Annotated in this window: 24 protein-coding genes and 1 riboswitch; of the genes, 19 read left to right on the forward strand and 5 right to left on the reverse strand. The window is 67.4% G+C overall.

Annotation, left to right across the window (positions count from 1 at the left end; translation table 11 throughout):
- Positions 1–33 precede the first annotated feature (33 nt).
- Both ACSQ9I_RS01450 and ACSQ9I_RS01455 read left to right on the forward strand, forming a co-directional pair.
- Complete coding sequence (locus tag ACSQ9I_RS01450) at positions 34–1,080, forward strand: homocysteine S-methyltransferase family protein (RefSeq protein WP_436312050.1); 1,047 nt, start codon at positions 34–36, stop codon at positions 1,078–1,080.
- A 116-nt stretch (positions 1,081–1,196) separates the two neighbouring features.
- Complete coding sequence (locus ACSQ9I_RS01455) at positions 1,197–2,066, forward strand: SH3 domain-containing protein (RefSeq protein WP_436308358.1); 870 nt, start codon at positions 1,197–1,199, stop codon at positions 2,064–2,066.
- A 4-nt stretch (positions 2,067–2,070) separates the two neighbouring features.
- Here the strand turns inward: ACSQ9I_RS01455 and ACSQ9I_RS01460 are convergent, their stop codons facing one another.
- A complete protein-coding gene (locus tag ACSQ9I_RS01460) occupies positions 2,071–2,961 on the reverse strand; it encodes a LysR family transcriptional regulator (protein WP_093104362.1) in 891 nt (296 codons plus the stop codon).
- A 100-nt stretch (positions 2,962–3,061) separates the two neighbouring features.
- Here ACSQ9I_RS01460 and ACSQ9I_RS01465 point away from each other — a divergent pair, with 100 nt between their 5' ends.
- The 6 genes from ACSQ9I_RS01465 (at position 3,062) to ACSQ9I_RS01490 (ending at position 10,799) form a co-directional block, all read left to right on the forward strand.
- Positions 3,062–3,499, forward strand: a complete 438-nt coding sequence (locus ACSQ9I_RS01465; RefSeq protein WP_093104361.1) for a PACE efflux transporter — start codon at positions 3,062–3,064, stop codon at positions 3,497–3,499.
- 10 nt (positions 3,500–3,509) lie between these two features.
- A riboswitch (S-adenosyl-L-homocysteine riboswitch) is annotated at positions 3,510–3,589 on the forward strand.
- 21 nt (positions 3,590–3,610) lie between these two features.
- On the forward strand, positions 3,611–6,370 hold the full coding sequence (metH, locus tag ACSQ9I_RS01470; protein ID WP_436302439.1) for a methionine synthase: 2,760 nt from the start codon (positions 3,611–3,613) through the stop codon (positions 6,368–6,370).
- The gene (locus ACSQ9I_RS01475) at positions 6,370–8,157 is read left to right on the forward strand and encodes an ArnT family glycosyltransferase (protein WP_436312051.1); all 1,788 of its coding nucleotides are present in this window, start codon (positions 6,370–6,372) and stop codon (positions 8,155–8,157) included. Before metH ends, ACSQ9I_RS01475 begins: the two co-directional genes overlap by 1 nt.
- Positions 8,141–9,136 (forward strand): glycosyltransferase family 2 protein, encoded by a 996-nt coding sequence (locus tag ACSQ9I_RS01480; RefSeq protein WP_436312052.1) that lies wholly within the window; start codon positions 8,141–8,143, stop codon positions 9,134–9,136. The genes ACSQ9I_RS01475 and ACSQ9I_RS01480 overlap by 17 nt, the downstream gene beginning before the upstream one ends.
- Positions 9,133–9,531 (forward strand): GtrA family protein, encoded by a 399-nt coding sequence (locus ACSQ9I_RS01485; RefSeq protein WP_436302442.1) that lies wholly within the window; start codon positions 9,133–9,135, stop codon positions 9,529–9,531. Before ACSQ9I_RS01480 ends, ACSQ9I_RS01485 begins: the two co-directional genes overlap by 4 nt.
- A gap of 233 nt (positions 9,532–9,764) precedes the next feature.
- The gene (locus tag ACSQ9I_RS01490; protein WP_436312053.1) at positions 9,765–10,799 is read left to right on the forward strand and encodes a L,D-transpeptidase family protein; all 1,035 of its coding nucleotides are present in this window, start codon (positions 9,765–9,767) and stop codon (positions 10,797–10,799) included.
- Positions 10,800–10,941: 142 nt separating this feature from the next.
- Here the strand turns inward: ACSQ9I_RS01490 and ACSQ9I_RS01495 are convergent, their stop codons facing one another.
- Genes ACSQ9I_RS01495 through ACSQ9I_RS01510 form a run of 4 tightly spaced genes read right to left on the reverse strand, consistent with a single transcriptional unit; the run spans position 10,942 to position 13,933 of the window.
- Entirely contained in the window at positions 10,942–11,217 is a 276-nt protein-coding gene (locus tag ACSQ9I_RS01495) for a hypothetical protein (protein ID WP_436308362.1), read from the reverse strand.
- 26 nt (positions 11,218–11,243) lie between these two features.
- Positions 11,244–12,443: an amidohydrolase family protein gene (locus ACSQ9I_RS01500; RefSeq protein ID WP_436308363.1), complete on the reverse strand. Its 1,200-nt coding sequence runs from the start codon at positions 12,441–12,443 to the stop codon at positions 11,244–11,246.
- On the reverse strand, positions 12,389–13,159 hold the full coding sequence (locus ACSQ9I_RS01505; RefSeq protein ID WP_436302446.1) for a TetR family transcriptional regulator: 771 nt from the start codon (positions 13,157–13,159) through the stop codon (positions 12,389–12,391). The genes ACSQ9I_RS01500 and ACSQ9I_RS01505 overlap by 55 nt, the downstream gene beginning before the upstream one ends.
- Positions 13,160–13,933 (reverse strand): ferredoxin--NADP reductase, encoded by a 774-nt coding sequence (locus ACSQ9I_RS01510; protein WP_093104350.1) that lies wholly within the window; start codon positions 13,931–13,933, stop codon positions 13,160–13,162.
- Positions 13,934–14,157: 224 nt separating this feature from the next.
- Between ACSQ9I_RS01510 and ACSQ9I_RS01515 the strand changes: the two genes are divergently transcribed.
- Genes ACSQ9I_RS01515 through ACSQ9I_RS01565 form a run of 11 tightly spaced genes read left to right on the forward strand, consistent with a single transcriptional unit; the run spans position 14,158 to position 25,106 of the window.
- Complete coding sequence (locus ACSQ9I_RS01515; RefSeq protein ID WP_093104349.1) at positions 14,158–15,765, forward strand: 6-hydroxynicotinate reductase; 1,608 nt, start codon at positions 14,158–14,160, stop codon at positions 15,763–15,765.
- A 15-nt stretch (positions 15,766–15,780) separates the two neighbouring features.
- Positions 15,781–16,701 (forward strand): UPF0280 family protein, encoded by a 921-nt coding sequence (locus ACSQ9I_RS01520; protein ID WP_436312054.1) that lies wholly within the window; start codon positions 15,781–15,783, stop codon positions 16,699–16,701.
- 21 nt (positions 16,702–16,722) lie between these two features.
- Entirely contained in the window at positions 16,723–17,364 is a 642-nt protein-coding gene (locus tag ACSQ9I_RS01525) for an amino acid synthesis family protein (RefSeq protein WP_436292342.1), read from the forward strand.
- Between the two features lie 43 nt (positions 17,365–17,407).
- Positions 17,408–17,992, forward strand: a complete 585-nt coding sequence (locus ACSQ9I_RS01530; RefSeq protein WP_093104344.1) for an amino acid synthesis family protein — start codon at positions 17,408–17,410, stop codon at positions 17,990–17,992.
- A gap of 55 nt (positions 17,993–18,047) precedes the next feature.
- On the forward strand, positions 18,048–19,253 hold the full coding sequence (locus ACSQ9I_RS01535) for an ABC transporter substrate-binding protein (protein ID WP_436312055.1): 1,206 nt from the start codon (positions 18,048–18,050) through the stop codon (positions 19,251–19,253).
- Between the two features lie 15 nt (positions 19,254–19,268).
- A complete protein-coding gene (locus tag ACSQ9I_RS01540) occupies positions 19,269–21,182 on the forward strand; it encodes an ABC transporter permease (protein ID WP_436312056.1) in 1,914 nt (637 codons plus the stop codon).
- A complete protein-coding gene (locus tag ACSQ9I_RS01545) occupies positions 21,179–21,982 on the forward strand; it encodes an ABC transporter ATP-binding protein (protein WP_436308366.1) in 804 nt (267 codons plus the stop codon). Before ACSQ9I_RS01540 ends, ACSQ9I_RS01545 begins: the two co-directional genes overlap by 4 nt.
- On the forward strand, positions 21,979–22,713 hold the full coding sequence (locus ACSQ9I_RS01550; protein WP_093104338.1) for an ABC transporter ATP-binding protein: 735 nt from the start codon (positions 21,979–21,981) through the stop codon (positions 22,711–22,713). Before ACSQ9I_RS01545 ends, ACSQ9I_RS01550 begins: the two co-directional genes overlap by 4 nt.
- A 34-nt stretch (positions 22,714–22,747) precedes the next feature.
- Complete coding sequence (gene pncA / locus ACSQ9I_RS01555; RefSeq protein ID WP_436302451.1) at positions 22,748–23,470, forward strand: bifunctional nicotinamidase/pyrazinamidase; 723 nt, start codon at positions 22,748–22,750, stop codon at positions 23,468–23,470.
- A gap of 3 nt (positions 23,471–23,473) precedes the next feature.
- Entirely contained in the window at positions 23,474–24,628 is a 1,155-nt protein-coding gene (locus tag ACSQ9I_RS01560; protein ID WP_436312057.1) for an ABC transporter substrate-binding protein, read from the forward strand.
- Positions 24,606–25,106, forward strand: coding sequence for a (2Fe-2S)-binding protein (locus tag ACSQ9I_RS01565; protein ID WP_093104332.1), 501 nt, complete (start codon positions 24,606–24,608; stop codon positions 25,104–25,106). Before ACSQ9I_RS01560 ends, ACSQ9I_RS01565 begins: the two co-directional genes overlap by 23 nt.
- Positions 25,107–25,142: the final 36 nt, after the last annotated feature.

A 25,142-nucleotide genomic window follows, 5' to 3' on the forward strand; every position in this document is an offset into this window, starting at 1 on the left:
CCGGGCCATGGCGCGCTTTCTACAATCCGGGGCATGAAGCCCCTCGTCTACACCCGCGCCCAGCAACTGCCCGGCATCCTGGCCGAACGCATCGCCATCCTCGACGGTGCGATGGGCACGATGATCCAGCGCTTCAAGCTCAGCGAGGCCCAGTACCGCGGCGAGCGCTTCAAGGACTTTCCGCGCGACGTCAAGGGCAACAACGAGCTGCTCTCGCTGACCCGCCCCGACGTGATCCGCGACATCCACGAAGGCTATCTGGCCGCCGGCGCCGACCTGATCGAGACCAACACCTTCGGCGCGACCCGCATCGCGCAGGAGGACTACAAGATGGCCGAGCTGGCGCGCGAGATGAACCTCGAATCGGCCCGCATCGCGCGCGCCGCCTGCGACAAGTTCAGCACGCCCGACAAACCGCGCTTCGTGGCCGGCGCCCTCGGCCCGACGCCCAAGACCGCCAGCATCAGCCCCGACGTGAACGACCCCGGCGCGCGCAACGTGAGCTTCGAGGAGCTGCGCGCGTCCTATTACGAGCAGGTCGAGGCGCTGGTCGAAGGCGGCGCTGACGTGCTGCTGGTCGAAACCATCTTCGACACCCTCAACGCCAAGGCCGCGCTGTTCGCGATCGACGAGTACTTCGAGGCCAGCGGCGAGCGCCTGCCGCTCGTCATCAGCGGCACCGTGACCGACGCCTCCGGCCGCATCCTCAGCGGCCAGACCGTGACCGCCTTCTGGCACAGCGTGCGCCATGCGCGGCCGCTGGCCATCGGCCTCAACTGCGCGCTGGGCGCGGCGCTGATGCGGCCCTACATCCAGGAACTGGCGCGCGTGGCCGACGACACCTTCATCAGCTGCTACCCCAACGCCGGCCTGCCCAATCCGATGAGCGAAACCGGCTTCGACGAAACGCCCGAGGTCACCTCGCGCCTGCTGCACGAGTTCGCGGCCGAGGGGCTGGTCAACATCGTCGGCGGCTGCTGCGGCACCACGCCCGACCACATTGCCGCCATCGGGCGCTCGGTGGCGCCGCTCGCGGGGCGCACGCTGCATCGCGCGGCCGCGTATCCCGAAGCGGCCTGAGGTAAAGAAGCACCCTGGCGGTGCACGTCTTTGCGCGGCTGGCCGTTGCTGAGGGTAGGCCGTGGCTGATTGACAACATGTCGAGCGCGCGTAGCCTGAGCGCAAAGGAACATCCCATGAACAAGCTCGTCCAGCGATGGATCGGCATCGGCACCATCGCCCTGGTTCTGCCGGTCGCCGCGGCGGCGCAGGAGGCCTTCGCCCGCGGCACGGTCAATCTGCGTGCTGGCCCCTCGGGCGACTACCCGCTGGTGGCGCGACTCGGCCATGGCCAGCCCTTCGAGGTGCTCGGCTGCACCAGCGGCTATGCATGGTGCGACGTGGTGCTGCCCGACGGGCTGCGCGGCTGGGTCTATGCCGCCAACATCGACTACGCCTACGATGATGACCGGCGCGTGCCCCTGGCCACCTACGGCGCCATCATCGGCGTGCCGATCGTCGGCTTCACGATCGGCAACTACTGGAGCAACCACTACCGCGACCGCCCCTGGTACGGCGAGCGGCGCTGGTGGGGCGACCACCATCCGCCGCCGCCCGTCGCCGGCTGGCGCCCGGTGCCGGCGCCGCGGCCGGACTGGCGGCCCAATCCGTGGCGCGACCCCGGCTACGCGCATCCGGGACCGGGCTTCCGTCCGCAGCCGCAGCCGGGCTGGCGGCCTTCGCCAGGGCAGCAGCCACCGCCGGATCACGGTGTCCGGCCGCCGCGTCCCGACCGCGGTTTCCGACCGCCGGAGCACGCCGGCCCGCCGAACGTGCATCCGGGCCGACCGCCGGACGTGCATCCGGGTCGTCCACCGGACGTGCATCCGGGTCGTCCACCGGACGTGCATCCGGGACGTCCGCCGGCCATGAATCCGGGCCAGCCGGGCGTTCGTCCGCCGGCTGCCCTGCCCGGCGCCGAGGCGCGGCAAAGGCAACTGGACCGGATCAACCGCGCGCCGCCCGGCACGACGCCGGGGGACAGCAGGCCAGGCGGCGGCCTGTAGCGCTCTAGGGCTTTTTCTTGCGCGCGATCAGCGCGACGAAGCGCTGCGCGCCCAGGCCCAGCGGGCGCTCGCGCGACCACACCACGTCGACCCACAGGTCGAGCCCGTTCGACAGGTTCTCGAACGGAATCTCCACCAGCGCGCCGGCCGCCACGTGCGGCCGCGCGAAATTGCGCGGCAGCCAGCCCCAGCCCAGGCCGGCCGTGATCAGGCTCAGCGCGGCCAAGGCGTTGTCGGTGCGCCAGACATGGCGCGCAAAGACGAAGCGCGGGTCGCTGGTCGCGAGATCGCGCCCGGCCACCACGATCTGGCGCGTGGTCGTCAGGTGCTCCTCGCGCAGCCGGCCGCCGGCCGCGGCCAGCACCGGATGGTCGGGCGCCATCACGGCCACCATGGTGTCGCTGGCCACTTCCTGAAAGCCCTCGCGGCCGTCGAGGCTGGGCCGCTCGAAGACCAGCGCCAACTGCGCGCGGCCGCTGTGCAGCAGCGCCAGCGCATCGGCTTGCGGCGCCGCCAGCACCTCGACTTCCAGCAGCGGGTATTCCCGCGCCAGCGCGGCCAGCGGCGCGCTCCACGGCGCGGCCAGCAGCTCGGGCGCGATCGCGAGCGTGAGCCGGTTCTCCAGGCCCTGCGTCAGCGCCAGCGCCTGCACCTGCAGCTGCTTGAGCTGCGCGGCGAGCAGCCGCGCCTGCGGCTCCAGCGAACGCGCCGCGGCCGTCGGCTGGGGCTCGCGGCCGCCGCGGTCGAAGAGCGGCAGGTCCAGCTCGGCCTCGAGGTTCGCGATCGCCATGCTCACCGCCGAGGGCACGCGGCCGAGCGCCCGCGCGGCGGCCGAGAAGGAGCCGTGGTCGAGCACGGCCAGAAACACGTGCACGTTGTCGCTGGAAAAACTCATGGCAACGGCCTTTCAATAATTCTGAAAGAAGATGACTTTTTATATCAGATGAGCGCACATAAAGTAGGGGCCAAACCGCCAATCCAAACAGGAAGATTTCATGCAAGGGCTCAAGCGCCGCGTCGTCTACATCACGCTCTACGAAGGTCTCGCCATCGTCGCGGCCAGCGCCGGACTGGCGCTGATGTCGGGGCAGGGCATGGGCCACTCGGGCGTGCTGGCCGTCATCGCCTCGGTCATCGCGATCCTCTGGAACCTCGCCTTCAACACCCTGTTCGAGCGCTGGGAGTCGCGCCAGGCCGTGCGCGGCCGCAGCTTGCGCCGCCGCGTCGCCCACGCGATCGGCTTCGAGGGCGGCCTGGTCGCCTTCCTGGTGCCGGTCTTCGCCTGGTGGATGGAGGTGAGCCTGTGGCAGGCGCTGGTGATGGACCTGGGCCTGGTGGTGTTCTTCCTGGTCTACACCTTCGTCTTCAACTGGGCCTTCGACCTGCTGTTCGGCCTGCCCGCATCGGCCGCCGGCGTGGCCCAGCCGGCGTAAAATCCGCGGCTCCCAAGGAGCGTTGCAGCGCGGTACCTTCCATCCGAAGCGTCCGCGTCAGGCTTGGGCTTGCAACGACGCTCGCCTGACCCACGTTCCGCAGGTGAGCCCATGTCCTCCGATCCGTCTTCCGTCCCTGTTCTCCCGGTTCCTCCGATGAAGCTGTCCGGCCTCGAGCCGGTGCAGATCGGCCAAGGCACGCTCTTCGTCAACATCGGCGAGCGCACCAACGTCACCGGCTCCAAGGCTTTCGCCCGCATGATCCTCAACGGCCAGTTCGAGGAAGCGCTGGCGGTCGCGCGCCAGCAGGTCGAGAACGGCGCGCAGGTGATCGACATCAACATGGACGAGGCCATGCTCGACAGCAAGGCCGCAATGGTGCGCTTCCTGAACCTGATCGCCAGCGAGCCCGACATCGCGCGCGTGCCGATCATGATCGACAGCTCCAAGTGGGAGGTCATCGAAGCCGGCCTGCGCTGCATCCAGGGCAAGGGCATCGTCAACTCGATCAGCATGAAGGAGGGCGAGGCCCAGTTCAAGCACCACGCGACGCTGCTGCGCCGCTACGGCGCGGCCGCGGTCGTGATGGCCTTCGACGAGCAGGGCCAGGCCGACACCTACGAACGCAAGATCGAGATCTGCGAGCGCGCCTACCGCATCCTGGTCGACGAGATCGGCTTCCCGCCCGAGGACATCATCTTCGACCCCAACATCTTCGCGATCGCCACCGGCATCGAGGAGCACAACAACTACGCGGTCGACTTCATCAACGCCACGCGCTGGATCAAGGAAAACCTGCCGGGCGCCAAGGTGTCGGGCGGCGTCTCGAACGTGAGCTTCAGCTTCCGCGGCAACGACCCGGTGCGCGAAGCGATCCACACCGTGTTCCTCTACCACGCGATCAAGGCGGGCATGGACATGGGCATCGTCAACGCCGGCATGGTGGGCGTCTACGACGACCTCGAACCCGAGCTGCGCGAGCGCGTGGAAGACGTGGTGCTGAACCGCCGCCCCGACGCCGGCGAGCGCCTGGTCGAAGTGGCCGAAACCGCCAAGAGCGGCGCCAAGGACGAGAGCAAGAAGCTCGAGTGGCGCGGCACGCCCGAGCACCCGGTGCACGTGAACCAGCGGCTCTCGCATGCGATGGTGCACGGCATCACCGACTTCATCGTCGAGGACACCGAAGAGGCCTACCAGCAGATCCTGGCCAAGGGCGGCCGGCCGCTGCACGTGATCGAAGGCCCGCTGATGGACGGCATGAACATCGTCGGCGACCTGTTCGGCCAGGGCAAGATGTTCCTGCCGCAGGTGGTGAAGTCGGCGCGCGTGATGAAGTCGGCCGTGGCCCACCTCATTCCCTACATCGAGGAAGAGAAGCGCCAGGACGAAGCCGCGGGCCGCGACGTGCGCACCAAGGGCAAGATCATCATCGCCACCGTCAAGGGCGACGTGCACGACATCGGCAAGAACATCGTGACCGTCGTGCTCCAGTGCAACAACTTCGAGGTGGTGAACATGGGCGTGATGGTCCCGTGCCACGAGATCCTGGCGCGCGCCAAGGTCGAGGGCGCGGACATCGTGGGCCTGTCGGGCCTGATCACGCCCAGCCTCGAGGAGATGCAATACGTCGCCGGCGAGATGCAGAAGGACGAGCATTTCCGCATCAAGAAGATCCCGCTGCTGATCGGCGGCGCCACCACCAGCCGCGTGCACACGGCGGTGAAGATCGCGCCGCACTACGAAGGGCCGGTGGTCTACGTGCCGGATGCCTCGCGCAGCGTGAGCGTGGCGCAGTCGCTGCTGTCCGACCAGGCGGCGGCCTACATCGACGAGATCAACGCCGACTACGACAAGGTCCGCCACCAGCACGCCAACAAGAAGCAGACGCCGCTGTGGCCGCTGGCGAAGGCGCGCGCCAACAAGACGCCGATAGCCTGGTCGAATTACCTGCCGCCGGTGCCGAAGTTCATCGGCCGGCGCGTGTTCAAGAACTTCGACCTGACCGAGCTCGCGAAGTACATCGACTGGGGGCCGTTCTTCCAGACCTGGGACCTCGCGGGCCCGTTCCCGGCGATCCTGAAGGACGAGGTGGTCGGCACCGAGGCCGTGCGCGTGTATGCCGACGGCCAGCGCATGCTCAAGCGGCTGATCGAAGGGCGCTGGCTCAGCGCCAGCGGCGTGATCGGCTTCTGGCCCGCCAACACCGAGAACGACGACGACATCGTGCTCTACACCGACGAATCGCGCACCGAAGCCGCGCTCACCTGGTACGGGTTGCGCCAGCAGACCGAGAAGCAGGCCATCGAAGGCGTCATGCGCCCGAGCCGCTGCCTGGCCGACTTCGTCGCGCCGCGCGAGAGCGGCCTGAAGGACTACGTCGGCATGTTCGCCGTCACCGCCGGGCTCGGCGTCGAGAAGAAGGAGAAGTACTTCGTCGACGACCTCGACGACTACTCGGCCATCATGCTCAAGGCGCTGGCCGACCGGCTGGCCGAGGCCTTCGCCGAAGCGCTGCATCACCGCGTGCGCACCGATCTCTGGGGCTATACGCCCGACGAGGGCTTGAGCAACGAGGACATGATCGGCGAGAAGTACCGCGGCATCCGCCCCGCGCCGGGCTATCCGGCCTGCCCCGACCACAGCGTGAAGCGGCCGATGTTCGACCTCCTGAACTGCGCGGACATTGGGATGACCCTGACGGAGAGCCTCGCCATGATGCCCGCCGCCAGTGTCAGCGGCTTCTACCTGAGCCATCCTGAGGCGACCTACTTCAACGTCGGCAAGATCGGGCACGACCAGTTGCAGGATCAGGCAGCGCGACGCAAGCAGAGCGAAGCGGATCTCGAGCGGCTGCTGGCCCCCAATCTCTGATGCTTCAGAAACTGATGTTTGCTGCCGCGCACTATGCGGCGCTGGCGATCTTCGTTGCCGGCTGCTGGGGCTTCGGGCGGGTGGTGCAGTCGCGCATGGGTTCGCCGGTGCGCCACGACGTCTGGCTCGAGACCGCGATGGCCACCGCGCTCGGCGTCGGGGTCTTCATCTGCGCGTTCCAGCTGCTCGGCATCGCGGGCGCGTTCGACACCGCCGGCGTGCTGCTGCTGGCCGCGATCGGCTTTGCGGCGGCGTGCGTGCAGTTTCCGGCATGGAGGCGGGAGGTGCGCGCCTTCGACCCGGGGCTGCCCCTGTCATGGGTCGACAAGGCGGGCCTGGTCGCGCTGGCGCTGGTCGCGCTGCCGACGCTGCTGGCGCCGCTGGCGCCGCCGGCCGCCTTCGACGAGTTGATGTACCACCTGCCGTATGCGCGCGAGGTGGCGCAAAGCGGCTCTCTCGGCATCCATGAGTGGCTGCGCTATCCCTGGTTTCCGTACAACTACAACCTGCTCTATGCCGCCGCGCTCTTGGTCGGCGACGACGTGTTGGCGCATTTCCTGAACGCGCTGGCCGGCTGGCTGTCGGTGTGGATGGTCTACCGCCTGGGCGTGCTGCACCTGAACCGCGTGCTGGGCTGCGCGGGCGCCGCCATCTGGCTCGGCATGGGCGACTATTCGAACGCCTTGATCGACACGGGCGTCGCGCTGTTCGTGCTGGCGGCCTGCACGGCCCTGTGGTGGTGGCGCGAATCGCCACCGGAGCAGGGCCCGCGCTGGCTGGCGCTGGCGGCTTTCTTCCTCGGCCTCGCGGCGGGCTCCAAGTACCAGGCGCTGACCTTCCTGCCGCTGGTGGCCTCGTTCGTGATCCACCGCGAACGGCGCCCGGGCGTCTGGGCCGTCGCGCTGCTGTGCTTTCTCGTTCCCTGCATCTACTGGTACGCGCGCAATGCCGTGATGACGGGCGATCCCTTCAATCCCATCGGCGCGAAGCTGTTCGGCTTCAGCAACTGGAACCTGGCCGACTACAAGAACCAGCTCGACGACGTGCGCATCCATGCCGCCTTTCCCAGCCTCCTGATCTGGCCCGTGGTGCTCGCGCCTCTCAGCAAGGCCTGGCGGCGCTCGCCGGCCGTGCACGCCGCGATCATCTTCTGCGCCTACTCGGTGCTCGTGTGGGCGCTGACCTCGCGCTACCCGCGCTACTTGACGGCTTCGTTCCCGCTGATCGCGCTGATTGCGGTGCTGGGCTGGCAGGTGCTGCTCGGCTGGATCGTGGCGGGGCTGCGCTGGCTGCTGCCGGCAGCCGGCCGCGTGGGCTGGCCGGCGCGCGCGGGCAGTCTCTTCGTCGTTGTCTTTCTGGCAGCGCTCGCGGCGGTGTCGGTCCGGCATACCGCGCGCGCGCTCACCAAGGTGTCGCCGACGCCCGAGACGCGGGAGGCCTTCCTGCGGGCCAACGTGCCCGGCTATGCCGTCATGAACTACCTGCGCGAGCACGCCATCGGCCGCGTCTACCAGATCGCGCTGAGCGAGGCGATCTACTACGGGCCCAACCCGATCTGGGGCGACGCGCTGGGACCGTGGCGCTACACGGACTTTCTTCCTCTTCCCCCGGCCGAGATGGCGCGCAAGCTCGCGGCACTGGGCTTCGAGGCCATCGTCATGCCCTACACGATGGTGCCGCAGATCACGACCAAGCCTGGATTCGACGATCATTTCGCCCTGATGTACGAGAAAGACGGCGCCAAGGCCTATCGCATCCTGCAATACAAGAATGACCGAGCACCCTGATCCGCGTCCAGCCCCGCTGCCCGCACTGCCCGCACTGCCCGCACTGCGTATAGCCGCCGTGATCCCGTGCTTCAACGAGGCACTGGCCATCGCGCAGGTGGTGGACGAGTTCCGCGTGGCCCTGCCCGAGGCCGAAGTCCATGTGTTCGACAACGCCTCGACCGACGACACCGCGGCCGTCGCCCGCGCCGCCGGTGCGCGCGTGACGCACGTGGCGCTGCGCGGCAAGGGCAATGTGGCGCGACGCATGTTCGCCGACGTCGAGGCCGACATCTACGTGATGGTCGACGGCGATGCAACCTACGACCTCGGCGAGCTGCGCCGCCTGGTCGACACGCTGGTCGAAGGCAACCTCGACATGGTGGTCGGCTCGCGCGTCGACGACGGCCACGACGCCCACACCTACCGAACGGGGCACCGCTTCGGCAACCGCCTTCTGACCGGCGCGGTGGCGGGGCTCTTCGGCGGCCATCTCACCGACATGCTCTCGGGCCTGCGCGTGTTCTCGCGGCGCTACGCCAAGTCCTTCCCGGCCGTCTCGGAGGGCTTCGAGATCGAGACCGAGCTCACGGTCCATGCGCTGGAATTGCGCATGCCCTTCGCCGAACTGCCGGTGCGCTACCGCTCGCGCCCGGAGGGCTCGCACAGCAAGCTCTCGACCTACCGCGACGGCTGGCGCATCCTCAAGACCATCTGCAAGCTGTTCGTGAGCGAGCGGCCGCTGCTCTTCTTCTCGGGCATCGCGACCGTGCTGGCGCTGGCCTCGCTCGCGGCGGCCGTGCCGCTGGCCCTTACCTACATCGACACGGGCCTGGTACCGCGCCTGCCGACGGCCGTGCTGCTGACCGGCACCATGCTGGCCGCGATGCTGGCCTTCGTCTGCGGCATCGTGCTGCACACCGTGACCATCGGGCGGCAGGAGGCCAAGCGGCTGCGCTATCTCTCCATCCCGGGTGTGCGCCATCGCGGCCGGCCATGAGGGCGGGCCGCGAGTTCCTGTTCTTCGCGGCCGCCGGCGTGGCGGGCCTGGGCGTCGATGTCGGCGTGCTGTATCTCGCGGCCCCCGTGCTCGGCTGGTATCTGGCACGGGTGCTGTCCTTCGTCGCAGCCGCGACGGCGACCTGGGCGCTGAACCGGCGCTACGCCTTCAGCGCGCGGCATTCGGAGGTATCGCTGGCGCGCGAATACCTCGGCTACCTGCTGACCATGCTGGGCGGCGCCTTCGTCAACTACGGCGTCTATGTGCTGGTGCTGCACACGCTGAGCGGCCCATGGGCGCCGGCGGCCGGCGTGGCGCTTGGCAGCCTGACGGGGATGGTGCTCAACTTTCTTTCCGCGCGGCACCTGATATTCAAGTCGAGGCGCGAGCGGTGAGGGGTGCTGTCGCCTGATCACGGTCACAACGAGTAGCACGGCATCGCGCGGCCGAGTAGCGCCACGCGTGACTTGCCGGGCTGGGCCGGATCGCCTCTGAATTTTCAGGAGACGCCGTCCTCCCATATTTCGTCCTGGATTGTGGACTGCGCCCTTACGGGACGCACGCCGACAGTGACTGCCTGCGGTGCGGATACGCTGCTACTTCCATCCGCTCGCGCAGGCATCGCTCGATGACCTTTTCCCGCCGCAAGTTCCTGCTGATTGCCGGGGCGCTCGCTGCATCCGGTGCATCGTGGGCGGCCTGCGCTGCCAAGACATCGGCCGCAGCCAAGACCGCCCCCTCCGATGCGCAGAAACCCAGGGCATTGGACCGGCTCAATGCGGCGACTGAGACGCCGATGCTTTCCCAGGGCGCCAGAGGCGCCGCGGTGGTTCGTGCCCAGATCCTGCTTGACCGCGCATGGTTCTCGCCCGGCGAGATCGACGGCGGCTTTGGTGCAAACATGCGGCGTGTGGTGGCCGCGTACCAGACGGCGAGCGGCATCGCCCCCACCGGCAAGGTGGACGCCGCCACCTGGACGGCCCTCAGAAACGACACCGTGCCTTTGTTCGCCGCATACGTCGTCACCGAGAGGGATGCTGCCGGGCCCTTCACGGCGACGCCAAAGGACATGGCCGATAGGGCAAAGCTGAAATCGCTCGACTACGAATCCGTCGAGGAAGCGTTGTCGGAGAAGCATCACATGGCGCCGAAGCTGCTGGCGGACCTGAACAAGGGCGCGCGCTTCAGGGCCGGCGATGAGATCGTGATTGTCAACGTGGCCGGCGCTGCGGATCCAGCGGTTGTGAAAGCCGCGGCGTCGATCGAGATCGACAAGTCCGAGCACATGCTCTTCGTGCTCGACCGCGACGGCAAGCCGCTGGCGGGCTTCCCGATCAGTATCGGCGGGCGGCTTGATCCCTTGGAACTCGGCAGGATGAAGATCACCAACGAAGTGAAGAATCCGACCTTCACCTACGATCCCGGGCTCCTCAAGAATGCGCCAGCGAAGGCGAAGAAGGTCGAAGTGCCGCCCGGCCCCAACAATCCGGTGGGCAGCACCTGGATTGGACTTTCGAAACCGCACTGGGGCATTCACGGAACGCCGTCTCCCGCGCGCGTCGGTCACCAGGAAACCAATGGCTGCATTCACTTGACCAACTGGGATGCGGCGCGATTGTCGACACTGGCCAAGACCGGGTTTGCGGTGGAGGTAAAGCCATAGTGGCCGTGAAATCGCAAGCAGACCGTTCTCGGCTTCTTAAGTCGCGCCATGAATCGAGGCAGTGAGCGGCAAGAGCGGTGACCCAGAACGGATCATCCGGATCGAAGGCAAGCCCGAACTTGGGAGTGATGAGAAGGCCTGCCTACTCAAACGCAGACGGATCTGTAGCTCGAACGAAAGATGCAAGTGCGGTGAACGGCACTGACAGATTGCCGATGTTCACGACCGGTGCTTGCGCGGTGATCTCTTCCAACCTACCGCAGTCCTGGAAACGGTAGACCACCGAGTCGTAGTCGAGCTCATTGAGCCCGACGCCGTTTCGGCACGTTCTCGCGGGCTTGCCTCGCATCTTCACGACCTCTTGTCTTGAGGCCGAGAACGATGTTTCATCGACGCATACGAACGGATCCAGATCCATTTGATCGCCGCGCGCGCTTCGTTCAGTCAGTGCACCCCCGACACCACCACCGGAATCTCGGTCGCCGGCGGCGTGTTGCGGCTGCGGCCGCAGCGCACGATGCCGTCGATCATCACCATGCCGACGCCCGGGATGTCGCCGAGCTGCACGCTTTCGAGTAGCGTCCTGCCGGCCGTGTGCTGCGCGCGGTCCATGAAGACGAAGTCGGCCGCGCGGCCGACCTCGATCAGCCCGCAGTTGAGCTTGCGGATGCGCGCCGTGTTGCCGGTCGCGAAGCAGAACACCAGCTCGGCCGGGATGTTCGCGATCGAGGACAGCATCGCCACCATGCGCAGGATGCCCAGCGGCTGCACGCCCGAGCCGGCCGGCCCATCGGTGCCGAGGATCACGCGGTGCGGGCACTTCAGGTCCAACGCCGCCTTGGCAGCCGCGATGGCCACGCGCTCGTTGCCGTTGTGCACGATCTCGATCGCGCGCGAAGACTTCTCGCACAGCTCGCACACATGCGCCTCGGGCAGCGAGGTGTGGCCGCCGTTGATGTGGCCGATGATGTCGGCATCGGCTTCGAGCACCACGTCCTTGTCGATCAGGCCCGAGCCGGGGATCGAGGGGCCGCCGGTGTGGATGGTGCTCTGGATGCCGTACTTGCGCGCCCAGGCCACCATCTCCTTGGCCTCGTAGCCGGCCTTCACCGAGCCCAGGCCCACTTCGCCGAGCAGGCCCACGCCGGCCTCGGCCATTTCCTTGAAGTCGCTCTCGACCATGCCCTTCTCGAGCACCGGCGCGCCCGCCAGCACCTTGACGCCGCCGGGGCGGAAGTTGTCGAAGGCGCGCTGCGCGGTGATGGCCAGGGCCTTCACGCCCACGATGTCCTTGGGCCGGCCCGGCAGGTGCACTTCGCCGGCCGAGATCATCGTGGTCACGCCGCCGTTCATCGTCGAATCGATCCAGCCAAGCTGGCTCTGGCGCGGCGTCCAGTCGCCGAACACCGGGTGCACGTGGCTGTCGATCAGGCCGGGGGCGACGCAGGTCTTCTTGGCGTCGATCACGGTCTGCGCGCCTTCAAGATCGCAGTCCTTTTCCTTGCCGACCGCGACGATCAGCCCGTCGTTCACGACCAGGGTGTCGGCGTCCAGGATGGGCTTGTCGATGTCGCCCGAGAGCAACAGACCTATGTTCCGGATGACGACCTTGCCCGACTTTGCGCCGGTTGCGACTTCTGCCATTTCTTTGCCTCTTCGTGGGGTGAGGTTGAGGTGGTTTCTTCGTCGGAAGCGCCCGCGTCGACCGTGCGCAGCACGGTTTCGATCACGAAGTCTTCCCAGTGCGCCACGGCTTCCGGCGTCTCCAGCGGCTCGCCGAGGAAGGCGGTCAGCGTGTGGCGGTTCGATGTGTAGAAGTAGCCGGTGGAGGCGATCAGCAGGTAGAGATCGCGCGCCGCCACGTCGTCGCGGAACAGCCCCTGCGCGACGCCGCTTTCGAGCAGCTTCTGGATGATCGCGATCGCCCGCGACGAGTATTCGCGCGCGCGCAGCGACTTCGCGACGTGCCGGCCCTTGTGCAGGTTCTCGGTGTTGAGCAGCGTGACGAACTCGGGGTTCTTGCGGTAGTAGCCGAGCACGAAGCGGATCACCGCCGTCAGCGCCTCGACCGGCCGCGATGCGTCGAGGTCGATCGCGGCCTCGGCCTCGTCCATGCGCCGGTAGATGCCCTCGAGCACCGCGATGAAGAGGCCTTCCTTGCTGCCGAAGTAGTAATAGATCATGCGGTCGTACGACTTCGCGGCCTTCGAGATCTTCTCGACGCTGCCGCCGTCGTAGCCGTACTTCGCGAACACCTTGGTGGCCGCGCGCAGGATGCTCTCGCGCGTGGCCTGCGCGGCGGCCTCGCGCACGCCGGTGCGGCGCGTGGCCGGCTTGGGCAGGCTGCGGCCGTTGGCCATTTACTTCTCGGCGAAGGCGCGTTCTACGACGAAATCGCCGGGGGTCGACGTGTTGCCTTCCTTGAACCCGCGCGCTTCCAGGATGTGCTTCAAGTCCACCAGGAGGCCCGGGCTGCCGCAGAGCATCACGCGATCTTCCGCGGCATTGAGCGGCGGCAGACCCAGGTCGTCGGTCAGCTTGTTGGTCTCGATCAGCTCGGTGATGCGGCCCATGTTGCGGAACTCCTCGCGCGTCACGGTCGGGTAGTAGAGCAGTTGCTTCTCGATCATCTCGCCCAAAAACTCGTGCTTGGGCAGGTGGTCGGTCACGAGGTCGTGGTAGGCCAGCTCGTCGATCTGGCGCACGCCGTGCACCAGGATGATCTGCTCGAACTTCTCGTAGGTGTCCGGGTCGCGGATGATGCTCATGAACGGTGCAAGACCCGTGCCGGTGCCGAACAGATAGAGGCGCTTGCCCGGCAGCGTGTAGTCGATCAAGAGCGTGCCGGTGGGCTTGCGGCCCACGATGATGGTGTCGCCCACCTGGACGTGCTGCAGCCTGGAGGTGAGCGGGCCTTCCTCGACCTTGATGCTGAGGAACTCCAGGTGCTCCTCGTAGTTGGGGCTCACGATGCTGTAGGCGCGCAACAAGGGCTTGTTGTTGACCTTGAGGCCGATCATCGTGAAGTGGCCGTTGGAAAAGCGCAGCGCCGGGTCGCGCGTGGTGGTGAAGGTGAACAGGCGGTCGGTCCAGTGGTGGACGCTCAACACACGTTCTTCGCTGAATGCACTCATAGGAATCAGGGATGGTTATGAATGAAAAGGGAACCTGCCGATTGTCGGCGACGCCGCGAAAACACCATTGCAAGCATCGATTCTGTTTGCTACATTGGCCTTCAATGTAGTGATTGCAACATGAAAGTGTAGGGAATACTACACAAACCGTGAGTCCAATACAAGCCGGTTTCCGGCACGGTTGTTGCAGATCCGATCGGCCCCGATTTCAAGAGTAGCCCCCGATGACCGAACACACCAAGACAGACGGATTGCCCGGCATGGACATGCCTGTATTGCCCGAGGCCGGCGGCCGCTCGCCCCTGCGCAACGAGCGCATGAGCACCAGCAAGGTCGAGTGCAACGCCTGTCCGGTGCTGTGCCAGATCTCCGAGGGGCGCACCGGCGCCTGCGACCGCTATGCCAACCGCGAGGGCGTGCTGGTGCGCGTCGATCCGGTGCTGCTGCTGCGGCGCGAACTCGCGAGCGAATCGCCGGCGCTGGTGCCTTTTGCGCGGCCGGCGGCCGAACAGGCGCCCGCGGAAGCGGACCCGGACTGGCAAGGCGATCTCCTGCATGCCGACGAGGTCTTTGTCACCGGCGTGGGCTCCTCCACCACCTACCCCGACTACAAGCCCGCACCCTTCATCGTGGCTTCCAAAGCCCAGGGCGTCGACATGGTCACGGTCGTGACCGAGGGCATCTTCAGCTACTGCAGCTTCAAGGTGAAGATCGACACCGACCGCTTCCTCGGCGCCGAGCAGGCCAACGTGCGCTACCGCGGCGAGGTGGTAGGCCACGTCACCACGGCCGAGTACGGCTCGCAGATGCTCTCGCTCGGCGGCGTGCACCATCTCACCGGCGGCAGCAAGAAGGAGGGCCGCATGACGGCCGAGCTGATGCAGCTGCTGGGCAACAAGAAGGCGGTCGAATGCGTGATCGACGGCGGCGCCAGCATGGTGATCCAGGCCGGCAAGGCCCCCATCGTCAACGGCGTGGAGGAAAAGCGCATGCGCGTGGGCTGCGGCTCGGCGGCCGTCGGCATCTTCGCGCGCCAGCTCTTCAGCCAGGCCGACGAGGTGGTGGTGGTCGACGACCACATCACCGGCGTGCTCACCGAGCACCAGGCCGGGCGCTGCCTCGACATGCCGCCCTCGGGCATCCAGATGCGCGGGCGCAAGTCCACGCCCGGGCGCTACTTCCAGGTGGCGAACCCCGGCAACGGCTGGGGCGGCACCGACATCGACGATCCGCTGTCGATCATCGAGGGCTGGGAAGAGGGCGTGGCCAAGCCGGGCCTGCGTCTCCTGATGACCTCCACCACCGGCGAACATGCGCAGTGGTACGTGCTCGACGATCAACTGCAGCCGGTCGAGCAGGAAATGCCCGCCGAAGTGCGCCGCATCGTCGAGCGCATCGGCGAGAACTGCGAGCCCTCGCTGTGCAGCGTGCTCTTCCTCGGCGGCGCCGGCGGGTCCTTGCGCGCCGGCGTCACCGAAAACCCGGTGCTGCTCACGCGCGCCATCAAGCGCGCGCTGGTCAACGTGACCTGCGGCGGCGCGCCGGCCTATGTGTGGCCCGGCGGCGGCATCACGGTGATGGTGGACGTGCTGCGCATGCCCGACAACAGCTTCGGCACCGTGCCCACGCCCGCGATCGTGGCGCCCATCGAGTTCAGCATGCGGCGCGAGGACTATGCGGCGCTGGGTGGGCATATGGAGCATGTGTTCTCGCTCGAACAAGCGCTGGCGCGCGGCGCCTGGCAGAACGACGGTGCGCCGCTGGCGCGCCAATGGCTTCGCATGGACGATGCGAATCCCTGGCCGCTCGGTCAACCGCCCATGCTGGGCTGAACGGACTTCATTCCCATGACCGCCCAACGCACCGCGCTCGACGGCGGCCGCTGGCATCTCAACCACGGCCCGATCGACATCGTGGCCGAAGCGCACGGTGACGCGGTCGAAGTCGCCGTCGCGCACGAACTCGCGTGGCGGCGCTTCGGCGCCGTGCTCGAAGAGCTGGTGGCCGAACTGCCGCTGCTGCGCCAGCCCGTGGGCACCGAATGCGCGCTGCAAGGCCCCATCGCGCAACGCATGTGGAAGGCCTGTGCCCCGTTCAGTGCCGGCTTCATCACGCCGATGGCCGCCGTGGCCGGTGCCGTGGCGCAGGAACTCATCGCCTGCTACGAGCGCCCCGGCATCGAGCGCGCGTGGATCAACAACGGCGGCGATATCGCGCTGCATCTGGCGCCCGGTCATTCGGCGCGCGTCGGCCTGTTCGCCGATCTCGCGCGTTTCGACCTGCATGACAGCGGCCCGCTCGCGACCGACGGCCAGTTCGAGATCGGCGCCGGCATGCCGGTGCGCGGCGTCGCCACCAGCGGCTGGCGCGGCCGCAGCTTTTCGCTCGGCATCGCCGACAGCGTGACCGTGCTCGCAGCCACGGCGGCAGAAGCCGATGCCGCGGCCACCGTGATCGCCAACGCGGTCGACGTCGTTGACCCCGGCATCCATCGCCTGCCGGCCAGCGCCTGCAAGGACGACAGCGATCTGGGCGACATCCCGGTGACGACCGACGTGGAGCCGCTGGCGCCCGCGCAGGTGCGCCGCGCACTGGATGCGGGCGCGGCCCGCGCCGCGGCCTTGCAGCGCGCGGGGCTGGTGTGGTCGGCCGTGCTGGTTTGTCAGGGGCAATGGGCGATGGTCGAGCCCTTAAGCTCGCATGCGTCCGGTGTCTCGGCCATTGCGGGGCCGCCCCGTGCCGCTGCAGTTGGTTCAGTATTTGCTTAACGAAAAGCGGGGCTTCTTTTCATGATCGATATACGTCGCGTTTTCACCCATGTCGAGCACATCCACCACGAGTTCGGTCCACGCGCCGCAACGCCGCTGGTGCGCGGCGCCATCGGCGCGGTGCTGACCAATCCCTTCGCGGGCCGCTACGAGCCCGACATCCTGCCGATGATGAGCCTGCTGGATCCGGTCGGCGTCGACATGGCGCACCGCCTGCATGCCGCGATGGACGTGCCGCTCGAGCAGATCGCCACCTACGGAAAGGGCGCGATCGTCGGCGCCGCCGGCGAGCTGGAGCACGGCGCGCTGTGGCATGTGCCAGGCGGCTATGCGATGCGCGAGCTGCTCGGCTGGAAGGGCGACCGCGACGCCTATCGCCAGGGCAAGGCCGAGGAGAAGACCGGGCAGCCCGGCAATGCGCTCTCGATCGTGCCCTCCACCAAGAAGGTGGGGCCGCCCGGCGCGGCGCTCGATGTGCCGCTCACCAACATCAATGCCAGCTACGTGCGCGGGCAGTTCGACGCGATCGAAGTGCGCGTGCCCGGTGCGCCGCTGTCCGACGAGATCGTCTTCATCCTCGCGATGAGCACCGGCTACCGCGTGCATGAGCGCGTCGGCGGCCTGCGCGCAGAAAACATCGCCAAGTGGGACGGGCTGCGCTGAGCGCACCATCCCTGATCCAGAGACAAGACAAGGAAAGAGAACCATGAGCGCCAACATCCGCAAGCTCGTCGTGCAGGTCGACGAAACCCGCAAGGAAATGGGCCAAAGCATCGAGCCGCCCACGCGCCGCGCCGTCGCCATCGCGGTGATCGAGAACCCCTATGCAGGCCGCTACAGCGAATCGCTGGACGAACTGATCGCCATCGGCGAAGAGCTGGGTGCGCTGCTCGGCCAGAAGGCCGTCGCCGCGCTGGGCATCGAGCCCGGCCGCGTGCAGAGCTACGGCAAGGCTGCGATCGTCGGCGAGTCCGGCGAACTCGAGCATGCCGCGGCCATCCTGCATCCCAAGCTCGGCGCGCCGCTGCGCGTGGCGGTCGAGAAGGGCGCGGCGCTGGTGCCCTCGGCCAAGAAGCGCGGCACGCTCGGCACCGCCATCGACGTGCCGCTGGGCCACAAGGACGCGGCCTTCGTGCGCAGCCACTTCGATGCCGTCGAGGCCCGCGTGTCGGATGCGCCGCGCGCCAACGAGATCGTCGTCGCGGTGGCGGTCACCGACAGCGGCCGTCCGCTGCCGCGCATCGGCGGCCTGCAGGTTTCCGAGATCAAGGGCGAAGACGGCCTCCGCTGAGCCGCTCTTGCCACTTCATGCATTTCCTCTTCCGTTCGACCCCAAGGAGCTTTCAATGAACCCCCTGCGTCATGTCTTCAGTGCGGCCGCTGTCGCCACGCTCGCCACTGCACTCGTCCCCGCGCATGCGCAGGGCGTGATCAAGATCGGCGAGATCAACAGCTACAAGGCCCAGCCCGCCTTCCTCGAGCCCTACAAGAAGGGCATGGAGCTCGCGGTCGAGGAGATCAACGCCAAGGGCGGCGTCAACGGCAAGAAGATCGAGCTCATCACGCGCGACGACAACGCCAACCCCGGCGACGCGGTGCGCGTGGCCGAAGAGCTGATCTCGCGCGAGAAGATCGACGTGCTGACCGGCACCTTCCTGTCCAACACCGGGCTGGCCGTCGCCGACTTCGCGAAGCAGAAAAAATTCTTCTTCCTGGCCGGCGAGCCGCTCACCGACAAGATGACCTGGCAGGGCGGCAACCAGTACACCTTCCGCCTGCGCCCGGGCACCTACATGCAGGCCGCGATGCTGGTGCCGGAAGCGGTCAAGCTCAAGAAGAAGCGCTGGGCGATCGTCTACCCCAACTACGAGTACGGCCAGTCGGCGGTGGCCGCGTTCAAGCAGCTGCTGAAGGCGGCGCAACCCGATGTGGAGTTCGTCGCCGAGCAGGCGCCGCCGCTCGGCAAGGTCGATGCCGGCAGCGTGGTGCAGGCGCTGGCCGATGCCAAGCCCGATGCGATCTTCAACGTGTTGTTCGGCGCCGACCTGTCGAAGTTCGTGCGCGAAGGCAACACGCGCGGCCTGTTCAAGGGCCGCGAAGTGGTGAGCGTGCTGACCGGTGAACCCGAGTACCTCGATCCGCTGAAGGACGAGGCGCCGAACGGCTGGATCGTCACCGGCTATCCCTGGTACGGCATCCAGACGCCCGAGCACAAGGCCTTCTTCCTCGCGTACCACAACAAGTACAAGGACTATCCGCGCCTCGGTTCGGTGGTGGGCTACACCATGATCAAGTCGGTCGCCGCCGGCGCCGCCAAGGCCAAGAGCACCGAAACGCCGAAGCTGGTCGCCGCCTTCGAGGGCCTGCAGGTGGACACGCCCTTCGGCAAGATCCTCTACCGCCCCGAAGACCACCAATCGACCATGGGCGCCTTCGTCGGCAAGACGAAGAACGACAACGGCAAGGGCGTGATGGTCGACTACCAGTACTTCGACGGCGCCAAGTTCCAGCCTTCCGCCTCCGACGTGAAGAAATCGCGCACTGCGGATTGATCGAGCACGTCCACCATGAGTTTCTCGGGGTTCATTGTTCAATTGCTCAACGGCCTGGCCGGTGCGTCGTCGCTGTTTCTGGTGGCGGCCGGCCTGTCGCTGATCTTCGGCGTCACGCGGATCGTGAACTTCGCGCATGGCTCGTTCTTCATGGTGGGCATCTACGTGGCGTATACGCTGGTCGAACGGCTGGGCACGGGACTCGGCTTCTGGCCGGCGCTCGTGATCGCCGCGCTTGCCGTCGGCGTGCTCGGCGCGCTGATCGAGGTGGTGCTGCTGCGCCGCATCTACAAGGCGCCCGAGCTGTTCCAGCTGCTCGCGACCTTCGCGCTGGTGCTGGTGATCAAGGACGCGGTGCTGTGGTTCTGGGGGCCCGACGAATTGCTGGGCCCGCGCGCGCCCGGCCTCTCGGGCTCGGTGATGATCCTCGGACGCCAGTTTCCTTCCTATGACCTGTTCCTGATCGTCGTCGGCCCCCTGGTGCTCGGCCTGGTCTGGATGCTGCTCACACGCACGCGCTTCGGCACGCTGGTGCGCGCCGCCACGCAGGACCGCGAGATGGTCAGCGCGCTCGGCGTCAACCAGGCATGGCTGTTCACCGCCGTGTTCGCGCTCGGCGCGCTGCTCGCGGGCCTGGGCGGCGCGCTGCAGCTGCCGCGCGAACCGGCCACGCTCGAAATGGACCTCAACACCATCGGCGCGGCCTTTGTCGTCGTCGTCGTGGGCGGCATGGGCTCGATTCCCGGCGCCTACGCGGCCGCGCTGCTGATCGCCGAGATCAAGGCGATCTGCATCTGGCTCGGCGTGGTCGATGTCTTCGGCATCAGTGTCTCGTTCTCCAAGCTCACGCTGGTGGTCGACTTTCTCGTGATGGCGGTGGTGCTGGTGTGGCGCCCCTGGGGCCTGTTCGGCCGGCCGCAGGCGCCGAGCCGCTATGTGGGCATGCAGGAGGAGCCGCTGCGTCGCCCGAGCAGGGCTTACCTGATTGCGGCCGCCGTGTTCGGCCTCGTGCTCGCAGCCATGCCCTTCATCACGGCCGACTCGCCCTACACGACGGTGTTGATGATCGACCTCATGATCGCTGCGCTGTTCGCGACCAGCCTGCACTTCATCATGGGCCCGGCCGGCATGCATTCCTTCGGCCATGCGGCCTACTTCGGGCTCGGGGCCTACGGCGCCGCGCTGCTGGTGCGCGCGAGCGGCATGCCGATGGAGCTCGCGCTCGTCGTCGCGCCGCTGGTGGCGGCGGCCGGCGCCTTCGTCTATGGCTGGTTCGCGGTGCGCCTGTCGGGCGTCTACCTCGCGATGCTCACGCTCGCGTTTGCGCAGATCACCTGGGCCATCACCTACCAGTGGGACACTTTCACCGGCGGCAGCAACGGCCTCACCGGCGTCTGGCCGGCGGCGTGGCTCTCGGACAAACACGTGTACTACTGGCTCACGCTCGCACTGGTGGCGATCGGCGTGCTGTGGCTGCGCCGCGTGCTGTTCTCGCCCTTCGGCTATGCACTGCGCGCCGGGCGCGACTCGACGCTGCGGGCCGATGCGATCGGCATCGACGTCAAGCGCATGCAGTGGGTGGCCTTCGTGATCGCGGGCACAGCCGCGGGCCTGGCCGGTGCGTTGTATGCGTTCTCCAAGGGCAGCATCTCGCCCGAATCGCTGAGCGTGGGCAAGTCGGTCGACGGGCTGGTGATGGTGCTTTTGGGCGGCATCCAGACGCTGGCAGGGCCGGTGGTGGGCGCCGTCACCTTCACCTGGCTGCACGACACGGTGGCGCGCAACACCGACTACTGGCGCGCGATGCTGGGCGGGATCATCCTGCTGCTCGTGCTGCTGTTCCCGCAGGGGATCGCGGGCTTCACCAAGCAGCTGTTCGATCGGCGGCGCGGCGGCGCGGCCGGCAAGTTGAAGGAGGCCGAAGCATGAGCCTCCTCAAAGTTTCGGAACTCGGCAAATCCTTCGGCGGCGTCAAAGCCGTCGACGGCATCAGCTTCGACCTCGCCCCCGGCGAGCTGCTCGCGCTGATCGGCCCCAACGGCGCCGGCAAGTCCACCACCTTCAACATGGTCAACGGCCAGTTGAAGGCCGATCGCGGATCGATCCTGCTCGACGGCCAGGAACTCGTGGGCCGCAAGCCGCGCGAGATCTGGCGCATGGGCGTGGGCCGCACCTTCCAGATCGCCGAGACCTTCGCCTCGCTCACGGTGGTCGAGAACGTGCAGATGGCGCTGCTCTCGCACGACCACAAACTTTTCTCCACCTGGCGCCGCGCCGCCGATCACAAACGCGACGAGGCGCTGGCGTTGCTCGACCAGGTCGGCATGAAGGCGCAGGCCGACCGGCCCTGCAGCGTGCTCGCCTACGGCGATGTCAAGCGCGTCGAGCTCGCGATCGCGATGGCCAACAGTCCCAAGCTGCTGCTGATGGACGAGCCCACCGCCGGCATGGCCCCCAAGGAGCGCAACTCGCTGATGGCATTGACCAAGCAACTGGTGATCGACCGCGGCATGGCGGTGCTCTTCACCGAACACAGCATGGACGTGGTGTTCGCGTACGCCGACCGCATGATCGTGCTGGCGCGCGGGCGCCTCATCGCGCAGGGCAAGCCGCTCGAGATCCGCGACCATCCGAAGGTGCAGGAGGTGTACTTCGGCAGCGGCAAGACCTTCGAGAAGATCGCCGAAAAGGCGGCCGCGGTGAACGCGGCGATGGGAGAGGCGGCATGAGTTCGCATGAGCAGTTGTTGGAAGCCAACGCCCTGTGTGCCTGGTACGGCGCCGCGCAGATCCTCTATGACGTCGACCTCGAAGTGCGACGCGGCGAAGTGGTCGCGCTCATGGGTCGCAACGGCGCCGGCAAGTCGACCACGCTCAAGGCGCTGATCGGCATGCTGAGCAAGCGCCGCGGCGCGGTGCGCTTCCTGGGCCACGACATCTCGAAGAGCGAGCCGCACCACGCGGCCAAGCTGGGCCTGGGCTTCGTGCCCGAGGACCGGCGCGTGTTCACCGACCTCACGGTGATGGAGAACCTCGAAGTCGGCAAGCAGGCCGCGCGCCGCTGGGCCGACGGCAGCGACGCGCCGCTGTGGACGCCCGAACGCCTGTTCAAGCTCTTCCCCAACCTCGGCGAGATGCCGAACCGCCCGGGCGGTCGCATGAGCGGCGGCGAGCAGCAGATGCTGACCGTGGCGCGCACGCTGATGGGCAACCCCTACCTGGTGCTGCTCGATGAGCCCTCCGAAGGCGTGGCGCCCGTGATCGTGGAACAGATGGCCAACATGATCCTCGAGCTCAAGGCGCAGGGCGTGAGCATCCTGCTGTCGGAGCAGAACATGCACTTCGCCGAACTCGTGTCCGACCGCGCCTACGTGCTCGAGAAGGGACAAATCCGCTACCAGGCGTCGATGGCCGAACTGGCCGCCAACGACGAGGTGCGCAGGGCGTACCTGAGCGTCTGATCACAGGATTATTTCAACCCGAGGAGCGCACACCATGCACAACACGCACCGCAGAACCTTTCTTCAGTCCGCCGCAGCCCTGGGGCTCGCGGGACTTTCGGCGCCGCTCATCGCTGCGGCGAAGATCAAGCCGGCGGCCAACGCGGCCCTGATCGTGGTCGATGTGCAGAACTGCTTCGTCGACGGCGGGACGCTGCCGGTCAAGGGCGGGGCCGAGGTGGTGCCGGTGATCAACAAGCTCTCCACGGCCTTCGAGAACATCGTCGTCACGCAGGACTGGCACACGCAGGGCCACGCCTCCTTCGCGAGCGCGCATCCGGGCCAGAAACCCTTCAGCAGCATCAAGCTGGCCTACGGCAACCAGGTGCTGTGGCCCGACCACTGCGTGCAGGGCACGGACGACGCGGCGCTGCACAAGGACCTCAAGCTGCCGACCGCGCAGGTGATCATCCGCAAGGGCTTCCACAAGGGCGTCGACAGCTACTCGGCCTTCGAGGAGGCCGACCGCAAGACCGCGACCGGCCTGGCCGGCTACCTCAAGCAGCGCGGCATCAAGACGGTGTTCGTGAGCGGCCTGGCCACCGACTTCTGCGTCGCCTGGACCGCGCTCGATGCGCGCAAGCACGGCTTCGAGGCCTACGTGATCGAGGACGCGACCCGCGCCATCGACCTCAACGGCTCGCTGGCCGCGGCCTGGAAGCAGATGGCGGCCAAGGGCGTCAAGCGCATCCAGTCCACCGACATCGAAGTGGCCTGAGCGATGGCCCGCATCTCCCGACGCGCCGCGGCGGCGTGCTGCGCTGCCGCGCTCGCCTTCTTCTCGACCTTCGCGCACGCCGCCGAAAACGGCGTCACCGACACCAGCATCCGCATCGGCCAATCGGCCGTCTTCAGCGGCGTGGCGCAGGATTTCGGCAACGACTACCGTGCCGGCATCAAGCTCTACTTCGACCGCGTGAACAAGGGCGGTGGCGTCAACGGCCGCAAGATCGAGCTGCTCTCTTACGACGATGCCTACGAGCCCCAGCGCACGGCAGTCAACACGGCCAAGCTGATCGACGAGGACAAGGTGTTCGCGCTGATGGGCTTCGTCGCCACCGGCAACCTGGTGGCGGCCATGCCGCTGGCCGACAAGGCCGGCGTGCCGATGTTCGCGCCGTTGGTGGGCACCACCTCGTTCCGCACCAAGCTCAATCGCAACCTGTTCCATGTGCGCGCGGGCTACGACCTGGAGCTGCGCAAGATCATCAGCCACCTGTCGACCATCGGCATCCACAACATCGCCGTGGTGTTCCAGGACAGCGCCTTCGGCAAGTCGAACCTCGCGACCTGCGAGCAGCTCGCGGCCGAATACAAGGTCAAGGTGGTGCAGGCGCTGCCGATGGCCATTGCGGCGACCGACGCCAAGGACATCGGCGAGAGCCTGGCGAAGGCGAAGCCCGGCGCGGTGGTGATGATCATGGCCGGGCGCATGAGCGAGGTCTTCATCCGCGACTACCGCGCCGGTGGTGCGGCTGCGCCGCTCTACACGCTCTCGGTCGGCATCACCGACGCGGCCGGTTCGGCACAGCGCCTGGGCGGCAAGCTCGAAGGCCTGGTCACCGCCAGCATCGTGCCGCCGCCGCAGTTGGTGCGCGTGCCGATCGTGGCCGACTACCGGCGCGACCGCGCGGAGTTCGGCGAGAAGATCGACAGCTACACCGCGCTCGAGGGCTATATCGCCGCGCGCGTGTTCGTCGAAGGGCTCAAGCGCGCCGGCCGCCACCTCACGCGCGAGAGCTTCGTCACGGCCCTCGAGAGTCTGGGCGACACGCGCATCGGCGAGTTCCCGGTGGCCTACGGGCCGAAGAACCACAACGGCTCGACCTTCGTCGATCTGGAGATGTACACACGTGACGGACGCCTCCAGCGCTGAGACTTTCGCCCTGCAGGTCAACGGGCGCGCGCACGCGCTCGCGGTGCCGCGCGAGGCATCGCTCCTGCATGTGCTGCGCAACGACCTGGGCCTGAACGGTCCCAAGTACGGCTGCGGCCTGGGCCAGTGCGGCGCCTGCACCGTGTGGGTCGATGGCGTGGCGGCGCGGGCCTGCGTGATTCCGGCGCATGGGGTTGCGGGACGGGCCATCACCACGCTTGAAGGGCTGGGCTCGCGGGAGCAATGGCATCCGGTCCAGCAAGGTTTCGAGGACGCGCAGGCCGCGCAATGCGGCTACTGCTTGAACGGCATGGTGATGCAGGCGGCGGCGCTGCTCGCGCGCGAGCCGCATCCGAGCGATGCGCAGATCAGGAACGAGCTCTCGGGCAACCTGTGCCGTTGCGGCACGCATGTCGAGATCATGGCGGCGGTGCAGCGTGCGGCGCAGCTGATGGTGGCAAAGGACGCCGACTCGTGAACAACCGCGCCGCCGGGCCGCCCCAAGGCGCGGTAG

Source organism: Variovorax sp. LjRoot84 (genome assembly GCF_964254305.1).
GTDB lineage: Bacteria > Pseudomonadota > Gammaproteobacteria > Burkholderiales > Burkholderiaceae_C > Variovorax.

Coding starts and splice junctions, on each gene's coding strand:
- ACSQ9I_RS01560 (WP_436312057.1), top strand. CDS start 23,474: ATGGCCCGCATCTCCCGACGCGCCGCGGCGGCGTGCTGCGCTGCCGCG.
- ACSQ9I_RS01485 (WP_436302442.1), top strand. CDS start 9,133: ATGAGGGCGGGCCGCGAGTTCCTGTTCTTCGCGGCCGCCGGCGTGGCG.
- ACSQ9I_RS01495 (WP_436308362.1), bottom strand. CDS start 11,217: ATGGATCTGGATCCGTTCGTATGCGTCGATGAAACATCGTTCTCGGCC.
- ACSQ9I_RS01525 (WP_436292342.1), top strand. CDS start 16,723: ATGATCGATATACGTCGCGTTTTCACCCATGTCGAGCACATCCACCAC.
- ACSQ9I_RS01540 (WP_436312056.1), top strand. CDS start 19,269: ATGAGTTTCTCGGGGTTCATTGTTCAATTGCTCAACGGCCTGGCCGGT.
- ACSQ9I_RS01535 (WP_436312055.1), top strand. CDS start 18,048: ATGAACCCCCTGCGTCATGTCTTCAGTGCGGCCGCTGTCGCCACGCTC.
- ACSQ9I_RS01505 (WP_436302446.1), bottom strand. CDS start 13,159: ATGGCCAACGGCCGCAGCCTGCCCAAGCCGGCCACGCGCCGCACCGGC.
- pncA (WP_436302451.1), top strand. CDS start 22,748: ATGCACAACACGCACCGCAGAACCTTTCTTCAGTCCGCCGCAGCCCTG.
- metH (WP_436302439.1), top strand. CDS start 3,611: ATGTCCTCCGATCCGTCTTCCGTCCCTGTTCTCCCGGTTCCTCCGATG.
- ACSQ9I_RS01500 (WP_436308363.1), bottom strand. CDS start 12,443: ATGGCAGAAGTCGCAACCGGCGCAAAGTCGGGCAAGGTCGTCATCCGG.
- ACSQ9I_RS01515 (WP_093104349.1), top strand. CDS start 14,158: ATGACCGAACACACCAAGACAGACGGATTGCCCGGCATGGACATGCCT.
- ACSQ9I_RS01465 (WP_093104361.1), top strand. CDS start 3,062: ATGCAAGGGCTCAAGCGCCGCGTCGTCTACATCACGCTCTACGAAGGT.
- ACSQ9I_RS01530 (WP_093104344.1), top strand. CDS start 17,408: ATGAGCGCCAACATCCGCAAGCTCGTCGTGCAGGTCGACGAAACCCGC.
- ACSQ9I_RS01455 (WP_436308358.1), top strand. CDS start 1,197: ATGAACAAGCTCGTCCAGCGATGGATCGGCATCGGCACCATCGCCCTG.
- ACSQ9I_RS01550 (WP_093104338.1), top strand. CDS start 21,979: ATGAGTTCGCATGAGCAGTTGTTGGAAGCCAACGCCCTGTGTGCCTGG.
- ACSQ9I_RS01450 (WP_436312050.1), top strand. CDS start 34: ATGAAGCCCCTCGTCTACACCCGCGCCCAGCAACTGCCCGGCATCCTG.
- ACSQ9I_RS01520 (WP_436312054.1), top strand. CDS start 15,781: ATGACCGCCCAACGCACCGCGCTCGACGGCGGCCGCTGGCATCTCAAC.
- ACSQ9I_RS01490 (WP_436312053.1), top strand. CDS start 9,765: ATGACCTTTTCCCGCCGCAAGTTCCTGCTGATTGCCGGGGCGCTCGCT.
- ACSQ9I_RS01510 (WP_093104350.1), bottom strand. CDS start 13,933: ATGAGTGCATTCAGCGAAGAACGTGTGTTGAGCGTCCACCACTGGACC.
- ACSQ9I_RS01545 (WP_436308366.1), top strand. CDS start 21,179: ATGAGCCTCCTCAAAGTTTCGGAACTCGGCAAATCCTTCGGCGGCGTC.
- ACSQ9I_RS01475 (WP_436312051.1), top strand. CDS start 6,370: ATGCTTCAGAAACTGATGTTTGCTGCCGCGCACTATGCGGCGCTGGCG.
- ACSQ9I_RS01480 (WP_436312052.1), top strand. CDS start 8,141: ATGACCGAGCACCCTGATCCGCGTCCAGCCCCGCTGCCCGCACTGCCC.
- ACSQ9I_RS01460 (WP_093104362.1), bottom strand. CDS start 2,961: ATGAGTTTTTCCAGCGACAACGTGCACGTGTTTCTGGCCGTGCTCGAC.